Source organism: Lysinibacillus sp. NPDC093692 (genome assembly GCF_050280125.1).
Taxonomy (GTDB): domain Bacteria; phylum Bacillota; class Bacilli; order Bacillales_A; family Planococcaceae; genus Lysinibacillus.
In genome coordinates this window covers 1-21456 of record NZ_JBNNUW010000027.1, presented here as the reverse complement: position 1 = coordinate 21456, position 21456 = coordinate 1, and the positions used below count along the sequence as shown (strand labels likewise).

At 37.8% G+C, this 21456-nt stretch carries 20 protein-coding genes and 2 riboswitches; of the genes, 16 read left to right on the top strand and 4 right to left on the bottom strand.

Features of this window, described 5'->3' with window-relative positions:
• Positions 1-17: 17 nt before the first annotated feature.
• Both ACQKN4_RS21795 and ACQKN4_RS21790 read right to left on the bottom strand, forming a co-directional pair.
• Positions 18-770 carry an ABC transporter permease gene (locus ACQKN4_RS21795; RefSeq protein WP_079563646.1) on the bottom strand — a complete coding sequence of 251 codons (753 nt, stop codon included), beginning with the start codon at positions 768-770 and terminating at the stop codon, positions 18-20.
• Positions 767-1498, bottom strand: coding sequence for an ABC transporter ATP-binding protein (locus tag ACQKN4_RS21790; protein WP_079563647.1), 732 nt, complete (start codon positions 1496-1498; stop codon positions 767-769). Before ACQKN4_RS21790 ends, ACQKN4_RS21795 begins: the two co-directional genes overlap by 4 nt.
• Before the next feature lie 104 nt (positions 1499-1602).
• Between ACQKN4_RS21790 and ACQKN4_RS21785 the strand changes: the two genes are divergently transcribed.
• Positions 1603-2103, top strand: a complete 501-nt coding sequence (locus ACQKN4_RS21785; protein WP_079563648.1) for a methylated-DNA--[protein]-cysteine S-methyltransferase — start codon at positions 1603-1605, stop codon at positions 2101-2103.
• A gap of 93 nt (positions 2104-2196) precedes the next feature.
• Here the strand turns inward: ACQKN4_RS21785 and ACQKN4_RS21780 are convergent, their stop codons facing one another.
• Together ACQKN4_RS21780 and ACQKN4_RS21775 are read right to left on the bottom strand one after the other, a co-directional pair.
• Entirely contained in the window at positions 2197-3492 is a 1296-nt protein-coding gene (locus tag ACQKN4_RS21780; RefSeq protein WP_427484786.1) for an ammonium transporter, read from the bottom strand.
• 13 nt (positions 3493-3505) lie between these two features.
• Positions 3506-3847 carry a P-II family nitrogen regulator gene (locus ACQKN4_RS21775; RefSeq protein WP_079563650.1) on the bottom strand — a complete coding sequence of 114 codons (342 nt, stop codon included), beginning with the start codon at positions 3845-3847 and terminating at the stop codon, positions 3506-3508.
• A gap of 312 nt (positions 3848-4159) precedes the next feature.
• Between ACQKN4_RS21775 and ACQKN4_RS21770 the strand changes: the two genes are divergently transcribed.
• From ACQKN4_RS21770 to ACQKN4_RS21700, 15 genes are all read left to right on the top strand, one after another.
• Positions 4160-5620: a nicotinate phosphoribosyltransferase gene (locus ACQKN4_RS21770; protein WP_079563651.1), complete on the top strand. Its 1461-nt coding sequence runs from the start codon at positions 4160-4162 to the stop codon at positions 5618-5620.
• A gap of 22 nt (positions 5621-5642) precedes the next feature.
• Positions 5643-6467, top strand: coding sequence for an ammonia-dependent NAD(+) synthetase (gene nadE, locus ACQKN4_RS21765; RefSeq protein ID WP_079563652.1), 825 nt, complete (start codon positions 5643-5645; stop codon positions 6465-6467).
• A 142-nt stretch (positions 6468-6609) separates the two neighbouring features.
• Positions 6610-6801 (top strand): hypothetical protein, encoded by a 192-nt coding sequence (locus tag ACQKN4_RS21760; RefSeq protein ID WP_427484785.1) that lies wholly within the window; start codon positions 6610-6612, stop codon positions 6799-6801.
• 90 nt (positions 6802-6891) lie between these two features.
• Positions 6892-7212, top strand: coding sequence for an NAD synthetase (locus ACQKN4_RS21755; protein ID WP_079563653.1), 321 nt, complete (start codon positions 6892-6894; stop codon positions 7210-7212).
• Between the two features lie 524 nt (positions 7213-7736).
• The gene (locus ACQKN4_RS21750) at positions 7737-8375 is read left to right on the top strand and encodes a nitrous oxide reductase accessory protein NosL (RefSeq protein ID WP_079564292.1); all 639 of its coding nucleotides are present in this window, start codon (positions 7737-7739) and stop codon (positions 8373-8375) included.
• A gap of 60 nt (positions 8376-8435) precedes the next feature.
• Positions 8436-9707 (top strand): right-handed parallel beta-helix repeat-containing protein, encoded by a 1272-nt coding sequence (locus ACQKN4_RS21745; protein ID WP_427484803.1) that lies wholly within the window; start codon positions 8436-8438, stop codon positions 9705-9707.
• Positions 9704-10156, top strand: coding sequence for a nitrous oxide reductase accessory protein NosL (locus ACQKN4_RS21740; RefSeq protein WP_079564290.1), 453 nt, complete (start codon positions 9704-9706; stop codon positions 10154-10156). Before ACQKN4_RS21745 ends, ACQKN4_RS21740 begins: the two co-directional genes overlap by 4 nt.
• Positions 10156-10968: an ABC transporter permease gene (locus tag ACQKN4_RS21735; RefSeq protein ID WP_240518393.1), complete on the top strand. Its 813-nt coding sequence runs from the start codon at positions 10156-10158 to the stop codon at positions 10966-10968. Before ACQKN4_RS21740 ends, ACQKN4_RS21735 begins: the two co-directional genes overlap by 1 nt.
• A gap of 107 nt (positions 10969-11075) precedes the next feature.
• Entirely contained in the window at positions 11076-11756 is a 681-nt protein-coding gene (locus ACQKN4_RS21730; protein ID WP_427484784.1) for an ABC transporter ATP-binding protein, read from the top strand.
• Between the two features lie 236 nt (positions 11757-11992).
• Positions 11993-12937, top strand: coding sequence for an AAA family ATPase (locus ACQKN4_RS21725; RefSeq protein ID WP_079564284.1), 945 nt, complete (start codon positions 11993-11995; stop codon positions 12935-12937).
• A complete protein-coding gene (locus tag ACQKN4_RS21720; RefSeq protein ID WP_079564281.1) occupies positions 12934-14115 on the top strand; it encodes a DUF58 domain-containing protein in 1182 nt (393 codons plus the stop codon). Before ACQKN4_RS21725 ends, ACQKN4_RS21720 begins: the two co-directional genes overlap by 4 nt.
• Positions 14112-16298, top strand: coding sequence for a DUF4129 domain-containing transglutaminase family protein (locus tag ACQKN4_RS21715; protein WP_427484783.1), 2187 nt, complete (start codon positions 14112-14114; stop codon positions 16296-16298). The genes ACQKN4_RS21720 and ACQKN4_RS21715 overlap by 4 nt, the downstream gene beginning before the upstream one ends.
• A gap of 35 nt (positions 16299-16333) precedes the next feature.
• Positions 16334-16434: riboswitch (purine riboswitch) on the top strand.
• Between the two features lie 151 nt (positions 16435-16585).
• Positions 16586-18136 (top strand): glutamine-hydrolyzing GMP synthase, encoded by a 1551-nt coding sequence (gene guaA / locus ACQKN4_RS21710; protein ID WP_079564295.1) that lies wholly within the window; start codon positions 16586-16588, stop codon positions 18134-18136.
• A 351-nt stretch (positions 18137-18487) separates the two neighbouring features.
• The gene (locus tag ACQKN4_RS21705; RefSeq protein ID WP_427484782.1) at positions 18488-19156 is read left to right on the top strand and encodes an MOSC domain-containing protein; all 669 of its coding nucleotides are present in this window, start codon (positions 18488-18490) and stop codon (positions 19154-19156) included.
• A 244-nt stretch (positions 19157-19400) separates the two neighbouring features.
• A riboswitch (purine riboswitch) is annotated at positions 19401-19502 on the top strand.
• A 133-nt stretch (positions 19503-19635) separates the two neighbouring features.
• Entirely contained in the window at positions 19636-20940 is a 1305-nt protein-coding gene (locus ACQKN4_RS21700) for an NCS2 family permease (RefSeq protein WP_079564274.1), read from the top strand.
• The last annotated feature ends 516 nt before the right edge of the window (positions 20941-21456 follow it).

Here is a 21456-nt window from a genome sequence, read left to right as displayed (position 1 = left end):
TGTTTTTAATATAACGATTATTTCGTTTCAAGAACTTGCATGCGTTCATTAAAAAGTGCAGGATAACTTAAAAAACCAATCATTATGCTTGATAATGTCGCTGCTGTTAGCAGGGCGAAAATGATTAATAGTTGGAATTGCACCGCATGAATAGGGTCTGCTCCACCGATTATTTGGCCACTCATCATACCTGGTAATTGAACAAGACCAATTGTTTTTTGGCTTTCAATCGTAGGAATCATACTTGCTTTTATCGCCTGCATTAGCTGTCGATGAATAGCCTGTTTTGGTGTGCCGCCAAGCGATAATATTAACTCAATTTCGTTCTGATGACTTGCAATTTCTGATGTAAAACGATTTAAAAACAGTACTGATAATACCATTGAATTACCAATCATCATGCCGCTAATTGGAATAATATATTGCGCTGTTGATGGTACAATATCAAAACCAAGCAATACCCCTTGTGTAACACATTCAACGGTAATGAGAGTTACTGCTATTTTCCATGTAATGCCTTTAATGCCTTTCCCTTTTTTACGAGCATTGAGTGTTGCTGCTAAAATCATTAATGCAATCATGAGGAAGATATAAATATAGCTTTGAGCATCGAAGACAAATTTTAAAATGTAACCGACGGCAAGTAATTGAATAATAGAACGAATAGTAGCGATGAGAGTATCTTTTTCAAGTCCTAGCTTTAAGGTTTTTGACAGTAGAAGTGGAATTAACACAAAAATTAACGTTAAGGAAAGCGAAGTATACGTCATTCATTCACCCCCTGTACAAATTCAGCGACACGTGGATTTTTAGGTGCGTGAAGTAAGGAGCTTTGTCCAGTTTCAATTAGTTCCCCATCCATCATGACCCATGTAAAGTGGCCGATTGTTAGTGCTTGCTGTAAATTATGAGTAATCCAAATTATTGTGACATTAAACTTTTTATTGATTGTAGCAATAAGCGTCTCAATTTCTTGCACGGATTGACGGTCTAGTGCAGATGTAATTTCATCTAGCAATAAAATGGAGGATTGATTAATAAGTGTTCTAGCAATAGAAACTTTTTGTCGTTGTCCACCTGATAATTTATTCGTAGGGCGTTGTAAAAAGCTTTGATCAAGTCCGACATCATGTAAATATTGGATCGCTTCCTGCTCTGTAAGCTTTTCTCCTTGTAACGAGCGAGGAAGTGCAAGATTATCAAATACAGAACCTTCTATCATAGGGGCCGCTTGAAGAGCCATACTCACATGTCTTCTTAAAGCGGTTGGTTCATATGTAGAAATGTTTTGATTATCAATTAATATTTGACCATCAGTAGGTGATAATAGTCCATTGCACAATTTAAGTAAAGTTGTTTTACCAGCACCTGAAGGGCCGACTAATGTAGTGATTTTTCCTTTAGGGAATGACCCAGTAATTGATCGTAAGATTGTCTTGTCATTCGCTGAAAAGCTAACCTGTTGAAAGTGAATGGCAGGCTCATATGACGTATTCATAAAGTTAAAACTCCTTTATACTAATAGGTAAAATAACTGTAGCATGAAACAAAGGGAAGCTAAAGTTATTTAACATTGGGTAATAAAGTTAAGGGGGATAGAGAATGGATATATTATATGTAGATACTTTAACATATGCACAAGGCACAATGTATATCATTGCCTCAGATGATGGACTAGTATATATCGGAACACCAAATGCGCCATTCGAAGAGGTGGAAGTGTGGGCGAAAAAGCCATTTAAAGGCTTTCGTTTTGAAGAAAATAAAGAAAAGTTACAGCAATATGTTAAGCAATTATCGGCTTATTTCAATAAGGAACTTACTGAGTTTGATTTACCAATACATGTTAAAGGGACGCCATTTCAACTAGCAGTATGGGATGCTTTGAAGGAACTACCGTATGGTACAACTACAACATACTCAGATATTGCACACCGTATCGGCAATCCGAAAGCAGTAAGAGCTGTAGGTAGTGCAATCGGCGCCAATCCAATATTAGCGATTATTCCTTGTCATCGTGTGATTGGCAAAGATGGTAAACTAACCGGCTTCCGTAGTGGGCTTGCTATGAAAGAATTTTTACTGGAGCTAGAGAGAGCATAAAACAAGAATCTGCATAACCTTTGGGGAAACAGTTGGCCGAAGAGATTGCAGATTCTTGTTTTTTGTATTAAAGAAGATGGAGTTCAATAAATACTATACATGTTCTTCTTGGACATTGTTATTTGCTTTACCGAAATGAGTTAAACGATGAGCAAATGTTTCTCCTCGCATTGCAGAGCCCTTGAAAATATCCTGAAACTCATAAGCCGGAGCACCGTGTTCGATGACATCTAGGCCAGTGACTTCATCTTCAGCAGAAACTCGTAATGGGACAAATGCTTTTATAATAAGTAAACCAGCAGCTACTGAAACGCTAACCCAAGCAATGGTAGCAATAACCCCAATCGCTTGCACTCCTAATTGGCCGAAACCTCCTCCATAAAATAATCCTTGACCACCAATATCAAACAAGCCAACTGCTAGAGTACCCCAAATACCACAGATACCATGGACGGCGATGGCACCAACAGGATCATCGACTTTTAATTTCCATTCAATGAAGCGGACGCCCTCGACCAATAATGGAGCAGCAATTAATCCGATAATGAGTGAACCGACAATACTAACATTAGCTGCACCAGCGGTAATACTTACAAGCCCTGCTAAAGCACCGTTTAATGTGAGTGACCCATCGATATGACCATATCGAAATTTCGTATAAAGGGCTGTAACCACAACACCAGTAGCAGCAGCGAAAAATGTATTTGCAATTACGCTAGGAACAAGTTTAGGATCAGCAGCTAATGTTGAGGCACCATTGAAGCCAAACCAACCAAACCAAAGTAAAAATACGCCTAAAGCTCCTAATGGAATACTATGTCCTGTAATAACGTTAACACGACCATTTTCATATTTACCGAGACGAGGACCGACCATTACCGCAGCTACAAATGCCGCAACTGCACCTGTTAAATGTACAACGGTTGATCCAGCAAAGTCGATAAAACCAAGATTTGTTAACCATCCATGACCGCTCCAAACCCAATGACCAACAACAGGATAAACAAGTAACGACATGAGAATAATTACGCAAATATAAGCAAAAATATTAGTACGTTCTGCCACTGCTCCAGATAAAATTGTTGCTCCAGTTGCTGCAAACATCGTTTGGAAAATAAAGAAGGAAAGATCATCTACACCATTTAAGGCAAAGCCACTTGTACCGAAGATACCGCCAACTGAATCACCAAACATAATAGCGTAACCACAGAGAAAATAGACAATGCCGCCAAGTGATATAGTTAGGAAGTTTTTCATAATAATATTGACTGCGTTTTTTGAGCGTGTAAAGCCTGCTTCAACCATTGCAAATCCTGCATGCATAAAGAATACTAAAATTGTACCGAGCATCATCCAAACTAAATTTATAGATATTGTTATCTCATCCATATATATCGCCCCCTTATTCTACTGCAATTGATCCGACTTCTTTTGTACGGATACGAATTGCTTGTTCTATTGGAAAAATGAAGATTTTGCCATCTCCAACCTTGCCAGTTGCTGCCTTACGTAATAAAACTTCAACAATGGAATCTACTTTTTCATCATCAACAATCATTTCTAATTTCAACTTCGACAAAAATTCAATTTCGTAGGTATTTCCACGAAATAACCCTGTACGCCCTAATTGACGACCGCAGCCAGCAATTTCTGAAACACTGAGCCCTGCAATTCCTTCCTGTGCAAGACCATCCCTGACCGCGCCGAAAACTTCGGGACGGATGATTGCTTCTATTTTTTTCATCCATATCAGCTCCTTGAGTAAATTTAATTTACATGTTAAAACGCTATGAAAAACGGCGCAATAATTATTTGAATATTCATGTTACGTTTTATTACATGTAATAATTCGACTTTCGTAATAGTTTGTTGAAAATGTTTTTAAAAGGGGAATGAAAGCGGTATTAAAAAGTATGTCTAAAATGTGAACGTTTCTAAATTTTCTGATTATTAATGTGAGGAAACCTGACATTAAAGTTAGAGGATGTAATACGCAAGAATTTGGGTATATAGTGTATACTAGGACTAATTATCAAAGCGGAAGAAGGGTTTTCTTGTGAGATCAAATTATGCAGATGATAGCTTAGCGCTACACACAGACTTGTACCAAATCAATATGGCAGAATCATATTGGGCGGATGGTATACATAATAGAAAAGCGGTTTTCGAATTATATTTTAGAAAGTTACCGTTTGGCAATGGCTATGCAATTTTTGCGGGATTAGAGAGAATTCTTGAGTATTTACGTGATTTTCATTTCAGTGATTCGGACATAGCGTATTTGCGTGAAGAGGTTGGGTATAAAGAAGATTTTATCGAATATTTAAAAAATATTCGTTTTACAGGGGATATGTATTCGATGGTGGAAGGGGAAACGGTTTTCGCTAATGAACCGATTGTCCGCATCGAAGCACCTTTAGTGGAAGCGCAGTTAATTGAAACTGCATTACTTAACATTGTGAATTACCAAACATTAATTGCAACGAAGGCTAGTCGTATTAAACAAATTATAAAAAATGAAGTGGCGATGGAGTTCGGCACACGACGCGCGCATGAGATGGATGCAGCGATTTGGGGAACGCGTGCAGCGTTTATAGGCGGTTTTGCTTCAACTAGTAATGTGCGAGCAGGTAAACTTTTCAACATTCCGGTATCTGGTACACACGCGCATGCACTTGTACAGGCCTATAAAAATGATTATGATGCATTTCATTCTTATGCAAAACGCCATCGTGATTGCGTATTCCTTGTAGATACTTATAATACGTTGAAATCGGGTGTGCCAACAGCAATCAAAGTGGCAAAAGAGCTTGGTGACAGCATTAATTTTATTGGAATTCGTTTAGACAGTGGGGATATTGCTTTCTTGTCAAAAGAAGCACGACGTATGTTAGATGAAGCAGGTTTCCCGAACGCTAAAATAATCGTATCGAATGACTTAGATGAATACACGATCTTAAACTTAAAGGCTCAAGGCGCAAAAGTTGATGTGTGGGGAATTGGTACGAAGCTCATTACCGCTTATGACCAACCTGCTTTAGGGGCTGTTTATAAAATGGTGGCGATAGAAAATAACGATGGACAATTAGAAGATACGATTAAAATTTCAGCGAATACTGAAAAGGTAACGACGCCAGGCCTTAAAAATGTATATCGTATTATTGATAGAAAGAATGGCAAGGCAGAGGGAGATTACATTACAATGCACGATGAAAATCCTCAATCAGAGAAACGCATTAAAATGTTCCATCCTGTTCATACATTCGTATCAAAATTTGTTACAAACTTTGAAGCTAAAAACCTACATCAACAAGTGATTAAAAATGGCGAAATACAATATCAAAATCCTACTTTGGAAGAAATGCGCGATTATGCAGCAGATAATTTAGAACTGCTATGGGATGAATATAAACGTGCTATGAATCCTGAGGAATACCCAGTCGATCTAAGCCAAAAATGCTGGAATAATAAAATGCGCAATATTGAAGAAGTAAGTGAAATGGTCAATCGCTTGTAAAGCGTAAGGAGTGAAGGACAAAATGACATTACAACAAGAAATCATAAAGGAATTACGTGTATTACCTACTGTCGATGCGCAGGAAGAGATTCGCAAATCCATTGATTTTTTAAAGGAATATGCGCGTCGTTATAGTTTTGTAAAGGGATTTGTTCTCGGAATATCAGGTGGTCAAGACTCCACATTAACTGGAAAGTTAACGCAGCTTGCGGTCGATGAATTAAATGCCGAGATGGGAGAAGCGAAGTACTCATTTTGGGCTGTTCGCTTACCATATGGTGTGCAAGCAGATGAAAAGGACTGTCAAGATGCGATTGACTATATCAAACCTACGGAAACTTTTACAGTAAGCATTAAAGATGCAGTCGATGCAAGTGTTAGAGGATTAACGAATGCAGGTATTGAACTAAGCGATTTTGCAAAAGGGAATGAAAAGGCACGTGAGCGAATGAAGGTGCAATATTCTATCGCTGCTATGAATAATGCTGTTGTGCTTGGGACAGATCATGCTGCGGAGGCAATTACAGGTTTTTACACAAAATTTGGGGATGGCGGTGCAGATTTAATGCCTATCTTCCGTCTCAACAAGCGTCAGGGTAAGCAGTTGTTAGCGGCACTTGATTGCCCAGAGCACTTATATTTAAAAATACCAACTGCTGACTTAGAGGAAGATCGTCCTTCATTACCTGATGAAGAAGCGCTTGGTTTAACGTATGACCAAATTGATGATTATTTAGAGGGGAAGGCTATCCCTGAAGAAGCTCGTAAAATATTAGAAGGGCATTATTTACGTTCACAGCACAAACGCCATATGCCAATTACAATATTTGATGATTTTTGGAAGTAATTTATATTTGAGATTCATTACCAAAATATAGGGATGATAGTTATTAAAGCATCTACTATGTAGATAAGTTGATCTTCGCTACGGGGGGATCAGCGATAGAGGAACGAAGGTTAAGAACATCACGTCCTGTGATAACGCCTTCGTGACCAACATCGGTTGGCCCGAGACCATGCAGCGTAGCGGACGTTTTCTGTGCGAAAGCGAAGCGGCAGCAACAAAGCTCCTAGCCGGAACGGAAATCAACTCCACGTTATTGATGATGAGTAATATTTGGGAAAAGAGTTATAAAAAAGTGATGACCACTTTTGAAAATAACTCTTTTCTATTTTTTTAAGCAATTTGGTTCTGTATTATTAAGTTCGAGCATATAATGTCGATATATATACCTACAAAGTTGATAAAAAGTAAAGGAGGGTAATTATTTATGAGGACTTCTAGAGTAAGTTCGACGACTAGTAGTATATTTCGTAATGAACAACAGTATTTACATGCTGGAGATTTAAGCCATAATTTCGGACAAAATCCGAAGAAACAGTTTAAAAACAGTTTGCTAAAGAATAAAGGTAAAAAGCAATTAAGTAATAATAGACAAATCCAACAGCAACGTCCAAATAATGTAGCAGCTAGTTTTGTGGACAATGCTTACGATTTACAAATACGTAATGAATTAAATGAAACTGCTGTTAAGCTAAATCTGGTCAGCAAGCAAAAGAAGTTTCTCAATAGTTACCGTTCTTCTATATAACATCATAAATTCAAGCTCTCTACATCATTCAGGATGTAGGGAGTTTTTTGTGTTGAAAACCAAAATGGTGTCAATACAATATTTACGAATGTTTCCTATATATCATGAAATCATTTGCTGCTGCTAAGTTAGCGCTACGCTTTCGCGCAAAAAACATCTGTTGGCCCGAGACCCTGTAGCGAAGCGGCAGCAACAAATGATTTAACTGTGCGAAAGCGAAGCGGCAGCAACAAATGTTTTAACTGTGCGAAAGCGAAGCGGCAGCAACAAAGCACCCTGTCGGAACGGAGATCACCCCTCGCTTTGCCGAAGAGCGATAAAGATGACACGCTAATCACATTATCTATAATAAAAGTTATTAAAAAATGGAAGTTATATTTTTCATTCAAAATATTTGAAGTCGAGACGTTCAATGAATATTCAAGGTAATTTTTCCAATACTTCACAGTGATTTTTAACTTATTTCACAACTTACCTGTAAAGTAATTATTAGTAATAGAAAAACGAAATTGGGGGAAGCAATTGTGAAAAAAATATGGTTACCTGTACTAGCTGCATCACTTTTACTCGCGGCTTGTGGTACAGACGAAGATCAAGGGAAGAAAGAAGAAACGAAGCAAGATATCACAGCAAATGAGGCAGAAGCAAAGGATAAATCTACGCAAGTCGCTTCTTTAGTGGATCCACGTTTGCAAGAGCCAAAAGAAGATACAATGTGTGAAATGTGTAATATGAAAGTATATATGAAGGACGAAGATATGGGTGAATTTTCTACTCAAGCAATAAAAGAGGACGGAACAGTTACCTTTTATGATGACATCGGCTGTTTAGTAAATGCCGAGGTTGCAAATAATGAAAAGAACGAAAAATTTGTACGTGATTTTAATACAAAAGATTGGGTAAAGGTTGATGATGCAACTATCGTCAAAACGGATCTAAAATCTCCGATGAATTGGGGATATGTTTATTTCAAAGATAAAGCTGATGCAGACAAGTATATCGCTGACAATCCAACTGCACATGTAGAGGAATTACAAAAAATTAAAGACGATGCATTAGAGCGTCGTGAAAAGAAGATGAAAGAAAAAGCTGAAAAAGAGGCCAAAGGTGAATCTGACTCCATGCATATGGAAGAAAAGAATCAAGACGGTCATAGTCATTAATCGAATGGACTAGGGGGGATTCCTCTAGTCTTTTCGTGCTGAACTGGGAGGTAAGGATTGGTGAAAAAAATAGGGATGGCCTTATTATTTTTTCTATTCATGAGTCAGACAGTGTACGCAGATTTCGATGTACAGGAGGCGATTAATGTCGCAAAGCCAGGGGAGATCGTTCATATTCCTGCTGGTCGTTACCGAGGTAATTTTATTGTGACGAAACCGATAACACTACAAGGCGAAGAGGGAACTGAACTAATCGGTGAAAGTGACAAACCAGCACTTCGAATTGAAAATACTACTAATGTCAGTGTGGAAAATATAACGTTATCAGGAAAAAGTAAAGCGATCGTTGTTAGTAATGTAGACGGACTTAAGCTACGTAAGTTACAAATGAAAGATGTTCATACAGGTGTTCATATACAACGCTGCAAAAATGTGCGCATACAGGAAATCAATGTGACTGGTATCGAGGATCATTATTCCCAAAAAGGTAATGGGTTGGCAGTTTATAAAAGTGAGGATATTACGATCGAAGGCAATACTATTGAGCAAGTACAGGATGGAATCTATGTAGAGGAGGTAAAGCGTATTGTTGTTCAACGTAATAAGGTGACGAGCAGCCGTTATGGTACGCATTTTATGTATACAAGTGATGCCAAAGCACTTTTTAATACATATGTTCACAATGTGACTGGTCTTATGATTATGATGACAACAGACATCCTCCTTGAAAATAATACAATAGCTAATCATTTTGATTTTAATGGCTACGGTATGCTGCTGTTTGATGTGCAGCAAGCAAAAATTAAACATAACACAATCAAAAATAATCGGACTGGTGTTGCAATGCAGAAAAGTTCAACTATCCAAATTGAAACAAATGATTTTCAGATGAACCAAACTGCCCTTGAAGGTACAAAGGTTAGTAACGACACTTTGGCTAGTAGTAATAACTTTACAGGGAATATTTTAACGGCGCGCTCCGATCAGCAAGGCTTTCAACTTAAAAATAATTATTATGATGATTACTCAGGGATTGATTTAAAAGACAATGGCGTCGGTGATATTCCATATGTGGCTGTGTCAAGCTTTGGTCAATGGATGGTACGCCAGCCTGTTTACCAATATTTTGTAGCATCTCCGAGCGTCCTTTTACTGACATCTCTGGATCAGCAAATTAATAAAACTGAAAAGAACATGCTTGTTGATCATACGCCGAAATTGGCGATGAAGTATGTGCAAGAAAAGAACAAGATGAACGTGGTGCAAATGCTAGTAGGTTTATTCTTGGCATTAAGTAGTTTATGGCTATGGAAAAGAGGGATCACAGAATGAAAAAATGGCTGATGAGTGTATTGCTATGTTGTGGTGTATTGGTGGGCTGTAGTGAAAAAACATATGAGCCTCGTGAAATAGTGAGTGAAACTGATGTATGTAAAATTTGTAATATGAGTATCGTTCATAATGCATATGCTGGCCAGATTGCATTGAAAAATGGCGATTATGAAATGTTTGATGATATTGGTTGTCTTATGGAATATATGAAAGCGAATGGGGAAGATGTAGTTGGAGCAGCATATATTAAAGATGCGGCAAAAAATGAATGGATTGACGTTATTAACGCTGTTTATGTGTACAACAAGGATTATTGGACTCCGATGAATTATGGGGTAGTTGCATTCGATTCGAAGGAAGCAGCACAGGAATGGATGACGACAGAGGGAGAAGGTCAGCTACTAGACTATAAGGATTTACACGATTTTAAATGGGGGATCCATAAGTGATGAATAGTATGCTTATTAAACTAGAATTGAAGCAAATGCTCAGAAGTCGATGGATGCAACTTGTAGGCTTACTTTTCACATTCGTGTTTACAGCTATCATTGTCATTCAGCAAATGGCATTACCAGATGTAGACGGTTTTACACGACAGACAGCCTCCTTTTTAAATGTATTGTTGTTTTTATTGCCGCTGTTTATATTAACGATCGGTAGTATGAGTGTAGCTGGTGATGTGGAATCAGGATGGTTTTCATTATTAAAAACATATCCAATGACACGTAGGCAATATATTGCAGGAAAGTATATTGCTTCTGTGCTTGCTTTTTTATTAGTCGTGGCCGTGGCGTTCGGCGTAATATTAGCGCTTGGTGGATTTCTTGGTGGAGTACGTTTGCCATTTATCTTCATTGTTTTAACTTTGCTATGCATTTTCATTTTTGTGTCATTGGCCATTGCAGTAGGAGCCTTTGCGAAAACAAGATTATTTGCACTGTCGTTGTCACTTGTTTTTTGGTCCATTTTTTTATTGCTAATCTCTTACGCTTTAATGGCTATCGGAACTGTCGTGGCCGGTCATATTCTTCAAAAACTGACGATTATAGCGATACATATTAATCCTGTGGAGTGGCTACGCTTTGGATACTTTATTTTTACAGATCAGGCGAGTGTTCTTGGGCCAGCATTTTATAAAGTAACGCAGTTTTATTCGTCGCCACTAGGTTATGCAGTATACGTAGCTGTGACATTACTTTGGATAGTTTGTCCGTTAGCCTACACTAGCTTACTTTTATCTTCTTTCGGTGAAAGGAGATAAAGCCTCCGGCGGATGTCACAGAATCGGAAAGGAGTGCTTTGTGCAAGCACAAAGCCGATTCTGGACGCAATTATGCCGAGGTATAATTGATAGAAAGGGGATAGAAGATGATGCTATTAGAAACAAAGAAGTTATCAAATATCTATGATAATAATAGAGGTCTTCATGAAGCCTCCTTTTCTTTACAAACGGGGCGTATTTTAGCGCTTGTAGGGGGAAATGGCGCTGGAAAGAGTACTTTAATTCGCCTGCTAACTGGACAGGAAAAGCAAAAATCAGGAGAAATAATATGGCATAAACCACAAGCCATTCGATACATGCCTGATGATGTGGACTTTCCTTCTATGTTAACAGCAGCAGAAATTTTGCAGCTACTTGCCTCATTAAAGAAGATTGGTAAAAAGGAACAGGAGGAAGTACTAAGGCGCGTTGCTTTATGGGATGTTCGAAAGCAAAAAGTGAAGCATTTCTCTAAGGGGATGCGTCAACGGCTTAATCTCGCTCAAAGTTTACTCGGTGAAGGCTCTTTGCTTATTTTAGATGAGCCGACCAATGGGCTCGATCCTTTTTGGATTGCAGAGCTGAAAAAAATGATGCTAGAGGAAAAAGCAAGGGGCTCTACGGTCATATTTTCTACGCATTTACTGTCTTTTGCGGAAGAAGTAGCGGACGATGTGTTGGTTTTACACGAAGGGAACATACTTATTTCTGGTGAATTAGAGGAAATACTTTTACAAGAAAATTCATCTTCGTTAGAGAATTTATGGTTAAAAAAATTAAATCTGTAACATTCTGATAGATAATGACGTTATACTAAAAGATAGGTTTGCTTTGATTGTATTCAGGCAGGCCTTCTTTTTCATGTTAAAGTATTATTACTTTTCTCGCTAGTGCTCGAACTATGGTGTTAAAGCAATAGGTGAACGTCTCATATAATTGTGTTACTAAACATATTTCGTTATTCTTAAATAAGTTATCATACAATTCTAATAATTGTTGGATGAAATAGGAGGTTTTTTTATTTATGAATTCACAAATACAAAGTGTATTAGAAAATATAGAAAAAGTAATGATCGGCAAAAGAGAGGTTGCAGAGCTTAGCATAGTAGCCCTACTAGCAAAGGGTCATATCTTGCTTGAGGACGTACCAGGTGTCGGTAAAACAATGATGGTTCGAGCACTGGCAAAATCCTTTGAGGCACAATTTAAAAGGATTCAATTTACACCGGATTTATTACCGTCAGATGTTGTAGGGGTGTCGATTTATAATCCGAAAACGCTGGAATTCGAATTTCGACCTGGTCCGATCATGGGAGATGTAATTTTAGCGGATGAAATTAACCGTACATCTCCAAAAACGCAATCTGCTTTACTTGAGGGGATGGAGGAAGCATCGGTCACGATTGATGGTAAAACCTTAACAATCAACCAACCATTTTTCGTTATGGCCACTCAAAATCCAATTGAGCATGAAGGAACATATCCTTTACCGGAAGCACAGCTAGATCGTTTCTTACTAAAAATAAAAATGGGCTATCCTTCAAGAGGTCAAGAAGTGGAGATTCTTCGTCGTGCTGAGCATGGTAAACCGATTGAAAAAATTGAAGCAGTACTAACAGTTACGCAATTAATTGAATTGCAGGAGCTTGTACAGGGTGTGCATGTTGAGGATTCAGTCAAAAATTATATGGTCGAATTGGCGACTCAAACGAGGGAAAATAACTATGTACATTTAGGAGTAAGTCCTCGCGCAACGATTGCTTTAATGAAGGCTTCACAAGCTTATGCATTTATAAAAGGGCGTAGTTTTGTTACACCTGATGATGTTCAATATTTAGCACCATTTGTCTTTAGCCATCGTTTAATATTAAAGCCAGATGCTCGCTATGATAACGTAACGGCAGAGGAAATTATTGAGCGAATTATTGCGAAGATACCTGTGCCAACAAAGAGGTTTGCGGAGCAATGAAGAAATGGCAAGCCTTAATAGAGAAAAGTAAACATTTCCTTTTAATTTCTTTGTTAATGATCATAACGTTTTGTTATGCCATGTTCCAAGGTGGGTTTGTCAGCTGGTTTGTATTTTTCACAGTTAGCCCGTTTTTGTTATACGCATTTATTTTCTTACTAGTGAAAGAAGATATTTTACTGGTGGAACGCAAAATTGAGCCCTCCTGCGTAGAGAGTGGACAATCTGCTAAGGTAACAATTACGGTAGAACGAAAAACACGCTTTCCGTTTGCTTATATGATGATGGAGGAACTTGTAAACAGCGAAGTCCTTATTCAATCGAGGGTGCAAGGAACGAATACCATTAAGTTCGTTGGCTTCAGGAAAAAATTTAGCTGGAATTATGTGCTGGGAAATATGTCCCGTGGCGAGCATCGTTACTTAGGTGTTAATATTGTTTTCTGTGATTTTTTTGGCTGGGCAAAAAAGCGAGTTGTGGCAGACAAGGAACAAGTCATTTTAGTATACCCGAGAGTACGCGAAATGAGGTATGCCGCGCTTCAAACAAAATTTGATGTTGGTACAATGATGTCACCTTATTCAATTGTTAAGGATACATCAATGGCTGTTGGTTTACGTGAGTATGTTCCAGGTGACCGTTTTTCGTGGATTCACTGGAAATCATTTGCGAAAACACAAACGTTGCAATCTAAAGAATTTGAAGATCGACAATCACAGGAGTTAATGCTTGTACTCCATGCCGGAAAGTCTCCCTTATTTGAAGAAAAAATTGAGCTTGTAGCATCGATGCTACAAACCATTGTCAAAGAACGTGGAGATATTTCATTTGTTTCAGCTGGTTTTAACACGAAGGTGTTTCCGATTATTCAAGGTAATAAGCAGCTAGATCAAGTAATGCATCATTTAGCTGCTATAAAACCTGCTGAAACTGTCAAATTCCAATTTCGAGATCAGCAAGTGTTTAAGCATGTTGCAACATTACTATATGTTACGAATGAAGTATCAGATGAATTAATACATTCTCTTGCCAATATGGTGAAAAGCTGTATTTGTTTTGTAGTAGCGGAGGAGCCGCCTATGCAAACAAATCTGGCAAAGCGTTATAGGCAAATTCAAGTTGTACATGTAAATCCAACAGATTATTACCATTTGTTCACGGAGGTGATGAAGCCGTGAAAAAATCACTAGGAAATTTTATCGAATTAGCAATAGCATACGTAATTATTTTTCTAATTTTACGTGAATGGCTTATTCCTGTCATGCAGCTAACAAATACAGGATTGTTTCATTTATTTTTAGTGTTCATCGGTTTATCATTGGTACTCAGTTTATTTCAAGTGCACCCAATACTGTCGGGATTAGTGAAATTTGGTTATGTTACTTGGTTTATAGTGTTTGTTTATAGTGAAAGTCCCTTTTTTTCTGGACAGACAATACCGTTTTTAATGCATGAATGGAAATGGAATATGACTGCCATCTTTTCGGGCGATTTTGGAAAAGTATCGGATTCATTTAGAACGGTGCTCTTCGTTGCCCTTATTTGGATGTTAATATACCTGATACACCACTGGATAACCGTGCGGAAAAATATATTCTATTTCTTTGCTTTAACAGTATTCTTTATTGCCACACTAGATACATTTAGTGACTATGATGGAAAGGTGGCAATTGTTAAAGTACTTGTGCTTGGATTAATAATGACAGGTTTCCTTTTTGTTAAGCGCTTATGGCTTCAAATAGATGCACCGAGCAATTTCATAGGAAAGTGGAAACTGGTTATTCCGATGATTGTTTCGGTAATGCTTGTTAGTGGAGTGGCATTCTATTTACCTAAGGCAGGGCCAACTTGGGCTGATCCAGTCCCTTTTATTAAGGGGGTGGCAGGGCAAGATGGCATTGGAACAGGCGAAAAAACAGTTGGTTACAGCGAGGATGATAGTCAATTAGGGGGACCGTTCCAAGGTGATAATACACTAATATTTACGGCATCTACCCGTGATCGTCATTATTGGCGTATCGATACAAAGGATACTTATACTTCGAAGGGCTGGATTCTTTCGGAGGGGAGCTTTGGAAAAAATGTCTATGAGACTAATACTCCTATCCAAACTTCATTACAAGTTGGATCTCCTGAAACTGAGCGACAGGTTCAAATGGACATTGCTGTACCGATGCCTTTTTTAATTCAAACATATGGCATGATATCTGTATCTACACAGGATTCACCGCTCTTTATTCAAGATGAACACACTGAAAAAATAGCAATAGAACAACAGAATGGCGACTCAAAATTATTATCTAACTATACGATCTCATATAGTGAGCCAGTATTTAGCATGGAACAGCTCCAAATGGCAGACCCTTCCACGCTAAAAACAGTAGATCCGTCCTTTGACCGTTTTTTACAATTGCCAGACACACTTCCACAACGTGTAGGGAATTTAGCGCAAGAAATCACACAGGATAAAGCTTCGGTCTATGATCAAATAAAAGCGGTTGAAAAATATTTTTCATCTCATGGCTTTAGATACGATAAAAAAGAAGTAGCCATCCCGTCTGAGGGTCAGGACTATGTTGACCAGTTTTTATTCGATACTAAAGTTGGCTACTGTGATAATTTCTCAACATCAATGGTTGTGCTCCTCCGTTCGGCAGGGATACCTGCACGTTGGGTGAAAGGCTTTGCACCTGGTAATCCTGGTCGAATATCAGACGGTTTACAAGAGTATCAAATTACAAATGATAATGCACACTCTTGGGTGGAAGCGTATATACCTGGAACAGGGTGGATGGAGTTTGAACCGACAATTGGATTTTCAGGAAATGTGAATATCGATTATGATATTGAGCAAGATACTCCTCAGCAGGAGCAAGTGTTGGAGCCAGAAAAAAAGCAAGAACAACCAAAGAAGGAAGAGCAAGAGCCGAAGAAAGAATCTTCTAGCTCAACAACGTTTAGCTTTGATTCTGTGTGGACATGGGTGAAAAAGCATATTTACGTATGGATTGCTCTAGTTATTTTGATGATCATCGCTAGTATCACTTTGTTTATGCAACGTAAAACGTGGATACCTAAAATGCAAGTACGCGCTTTTCGTAAAAAAGAAGCGGACTGGACAACTTTTGATGCTTCATACCATGTTTTAACGAAGCAATTATCTCGTATTGGATTACGCAGGAAGGATGGCGAAACATTACGAGCATTTGCTACAAGAGTAGATGAGTCGCTAGAGACGGAAGAAATGCAAAAACTGACTGCTGTATATGAACAACATATTTATGGCAAAGATAAACAAGAGGTTGATTTCGCAAAACTGAAAGAAAGTTGGGAAAATTTAATCAATCGCACTATCAGTTGATTTTGATGGGTACAAAGAGTAAAATGAAAAAAATTATATATGATGAGGATTGCTTTCATATAAGTTCGATAATAGGTTCGAATGTTTCTACGAAATCACCGTAAATGATTTCTCTATGAAGGTGAATGTTTTGGTTAGGTGAGAAGGTTAGTAAATCACTTTTCTTTGCTACGCATTCGCCTTTATAAATTTAGAACTTATGAACGCGTAGGAAGTTTTTACTTCCATACGCGTTTTTCTTTGAACATATGAAAAGTCCTTTAAAAATAGTAGAAGAGGTGGAAATTTTGTCAGCTAGCCCTTTATTAGAGCAAGAAAAAATCGTTGTTCTTGACTTCGGTAGCCAATTTAACCAATTGATTACGCGTCGTATCCGTGAATTTGGTGTTTTCAGTGAGTTACATCCTCATACGATTACAGCAGAAGAAATTAAAAATATGAACGCAGCAGGGATTATCTTTTCAGGTGGTCCAAACTCAGTTTATGACGAAAATGCCTTCCATGTAGACCCAGCTATTTTCGAATTAGGCTTACCAATTCTAGGTATTTGCTATGGTATGCAATTAATGGCACATACGCAAGGTGGTAAAGTTGAAGGTGCTGAAACACGCGAATATGGTAAAGCAGAAATTAAAGTAACAGCTTCAAACAAGTTATTCGGTAGCTTACCAACTGAACAAATCGTTTGGATGAGCCACGGTGACCATGTAACAGAAGTACCAGCTGGTTTTGAAGTAATCGCAACAAGTGCTGCTTGCCCTATCTCAGCAATGGCAAATGTAGAGCGTAAACTATACGCAGTACAATTCCACCCAGAAGTACGTCACTCTGTATATGGTAACGACTTATTACGTCAGTTTGTATTCGACATTTGTGGAGCAAAAGGCGATTGGTCTATGGCAAACTTCATTGAACTTGAAATCGCAAAAATCCGCGAAACAGTAGGTGACAAAAAAGTATTATGTGCACTTTCTGGCGGTGTAGACTCATCAGTTGTTGCGGTTCTAATTCATAAAGCGATTGGCGACCAATTAACTTGTATGTTCGTAGACCACAACTTGAACCGTAAAGGTGAAGTTGAACAAGTTATGAAAACATTCACAGAAGACTTTGACATGAATCTTATTAAAATTGATGCACGTCAACGTTTCATGGATAAACTTGCAGGCGTTTCTGATCCAGAGAAAAAACGTAAAATTATCGGTAACGAGTTTATTTACGTATTTGATGAAGAAGCGGCTAAACTTGAAGGTATGGACTTCTTAGCACAAGGTACTCTTTACACAGATATCATTGAATCTGGAACATCAACTGCACAAACGATTAAATCACACCATAACGTTGGTGGTCTTCCAGAAGACATGCAATTCAAATTAATTGAGCCACTTAACACATTATTTAAAGACGAAGTGCGTGCATTAGGATTAGAGCTTGGCCTTGACGAAAAAATCGTTTGGCGTCAACCATTCCCAGGCCCTGGTCTAGGAATCCGTGTACTTGGTGAAGTAACAGAAGAAAAACTAGAAATCGTACGCGAATCTGATTTCATCTTACGTGAAGAGATCGCAAAAGCTGGTCTTGATCGCGATATCTGGCAATACTTCACGGTATTACCTGACATCCGCTCAGTTGGCGTAATGGGCGATGCACGTACGTATGACTACTCAATCGGTATCCGTGCGGTAACATCTATCGACGGTATGACTTCTGACTGGGCACGCATTCCTTGGGATGTACTAGAGAAAATCTCTGTCCGCCTAGTAAACGAAGTAAAACACGTTAACCGCGTACTGTATGATATTACATCTAAGCCACCAGCAACTATCGAGTGGGAATAATTAAATAGCAACTATAAAAAGCTTGAAGATACTCATTTAATTGGGTTTTCTTCGAGCTTTTTATTTTTCGATTCGATAGCAAAAATTTAAATAAAGGGAATATTTGTTGCTTTGTTGAATATAAAAATTAGAACTATGGCGGATCAATATCCGCAAATTAACAAGTTGGGTTTTCTTAAGAATGTATTTGGAAAGTTCAATATCGAGTTAATCCAAAGTATATTCCAGAATGGGCCCTTCGATGAAACAGATTCGTATTAAGAAATAGTTATACGATGAATCGTTCGGTATAGTAAACTAATAAATATAAATAGGACTCTATGTCGTTGTTTAGTTTTAGGGGGGGATAAGATGGGAAAAAATATAGCGATGATACATACACTTGCTATTGGTATGCCAAAAGAATTGCATTATAGTAACGAGCGCTCGATGATTACAGGGATTGAAAAACGAAAAGTGCAAGAGGTTTATTTGTCCGCTCGTGGATTTGAGGGGGACGATGTAGCAGATAAAAAACATCATGGTGGTCCTGACCGTGCTGTTTGCTTATATCCTGCGGAGCATTACATACAATGGGAACAGGAACTGAGTAAACCGTTGCCGACAGCAGCGTTCGGTGAAAACTTAACAGTAACGAATATGTTAGAAGCTGATGTTTGTATTGGCGATATTTATAAAATAGGTGATGCTGTCATCCAAATTACACAAGGACGTGTACCATGTAGCACGATTGATAAATATACTGAGGCGAACATATTACTCAAACGTTTAATTGAAACAGGTTATACGGGCTTTCTTGCACGTGTACTGGAAGAAGGGACAATCTATGCAGATTCAAAAATTGAATTAGTGGAAAAGCATCCTGCGTGTGTTTCAGTTTTGCATTGCAACGAAGTGTATTTTAAAAACAAGGATGCACTTGCCATGAAACGCATACAAGCAGTTGATGCATTAGCAGAGGATTGGAAACAAAAATTAGAAAAAAGAATTCAGCTCTTGCAAAGTAAAGTGATGAATTAAATATATGTTGATCAAGGGAGAATCTCCTACAGTCATTGTATAAAAATCCTCTAGAATTCGAATGAATTCTAGGGGGTTTTTTATTTTATAACTATCAATAAAGCATTATGTCCTAAACAATTTCTTAAAATGTGACATCTACTGAAAGAAGTCAAATAAGTATTTTACACGAACTTTCTCGTGGTATTTATAAAAAATGTTCGGAAATGGGGTTGAAATCTAAAAAATGAAATGATATATTACGATTGTAAATTAAATAAGTCGTCGTATAATGTCGGGGATAAGGCCCGTGAGTTTCTACCAAGTTACCGTAAATAACTTGACTACGATTTTAGTTATATATATTAATGTATAGACACTAAATTAATTTCTCACAATAACGGTGATGAAATGTATCGTAGACATGCGACTAGTAGAGTAGTCAGTGTGTCTTTTTTGTTTTCGATATTGAAGACGACCATACGGAGGATTTCTTTAAAATGAAAAAGTATTTCATGTTCGATGAATTAGGAACTAATTATCGCCGCGAAATAATAGGTGGTATTACTACATTCCTTGCTATGGCTTACATTTTAGCTGTTAACCCTGGCATCTTAGAAAATGCAGGGATGGATAAAGGTGCTGTATTCGTAGCTACAGCATTAGCAGCTGCAGTCGGTTCTCTGATTATGGGTATATTCGCTAAATTCCCAATTTCCCTTGCTCCTGGTATGGGCTTAAACGCATTCTTTGCCTTCACTGTAGTTGGAGCTTACGGTATTCCTTGGCAGACTGGTTTAACAGGTGTTTTCTTCTCAGGGATTATCTTTATCATTCTTTCACTAACGGGTATTCGTGAAACAGTAATTAATGCAATTCCGGTCCAACTTAAATATGCAGTTTCAGCAGGAATTGGATTGTTTATAACATTTGTAGGTTTACAAGGAGCGGGTATCCTCGTAGATAGCCCAGCTACATTGGTTACATTAGGAACATTCACTGGTTCAACTTTACTAGCTGTATTTGGGATTGTCCTTTCAATTATTCTTATTATTAAACTACGCAGTATTGGTATTTTCTTAGGGATGGTTATAACAGCAATTGTTGGTATGATTACGGGTGTGATTGATCCACCTGCAGCAGTTGTTTCAGCTATTCCGAGCGTGGATTCTACATTTATGGTAGCTTTAGATCCAATTTTCCATGACTTCGGTTCATTATTAAACGTTAAATTTTTAGTTGTTGTCTTAACATTCTTGTTTGTGGATTTCTTTGATACAGCAGGTACTTTAATGGCAGTTGCAACACAAGCAGGATTAGTAAAAGATAATAAATTACCACGTGCAAGCCGTGCGTTGATGGCGGATGCCCTTGCAACCACAATTGGTTCTTTATTTGGTACATCAACAACTACTGCGTATGTAGAGTCAACTTCTGGTGTAGCAGCAGGTGCTCGTTCAGGCTTCTCTGCTGTTGTAACGGCAATCCTTTTCTTGATAGCATTATTCTTCTCACCGTTACTTGCTGTGGTAACTCCAGCGGTAACAGCGCCAGCTCTAGTTATTGTAGGTGTTTTGATGGTATCCTCATTACGTTTAATTGATTGGGATAAATTCGAAATTGCAGTACCTGCATTCTTTACAGTAATAATGATGCCTCTTGGTTACTCAATTGCTACTGGTATTGCTATAGGTTTTGTATTCTATCCAGTAACAATGCTTTTAGCGGGTCGTAAAAAAGAAATCCATCCTATGATGTACGGGTTGTTCTTTGTCTTCCTGGCATACTTTATCTGGGTACGCTAATTATAAATACACAATAGAATTATAAACAGCACCTACAATTGTTAGAAACGAAACTAACAATTGTAGGTGCTTTCTTATTGGAGAATTAAAAACTATAAAAATATATAATGGTAAAAAGATTTCATCATGCACTAGAAAAGGAAAGCTACTAATATGAGAGATCAGCGGTTATAGCGTCAATGTGAAGCATATCACTTTCATGTGTAGTTGAAGTTGATTCACATATTATAGAAGAAACTCCTTTTTTATTTAATTAGAATAGTTTTACTTTAATAATCCGCTTGCAAACTTACAAGTAAGGTGATATATTTATAAACGTTGTTACGAAAGAAACAAACAACAACAAAACATTAACATTAATAGTTGACATGAAGTTAACGACATGTTAAAGTATAGAAAGTCACTTAAATGAGACAAACAAATGAACCTTGAAAACTGAACAAGCAAAACGTAATCAATAAAGTTTTCAGTAGCTAACCTTGAGTTAGTGAACGAAACAAAATTTTGGACATCAAA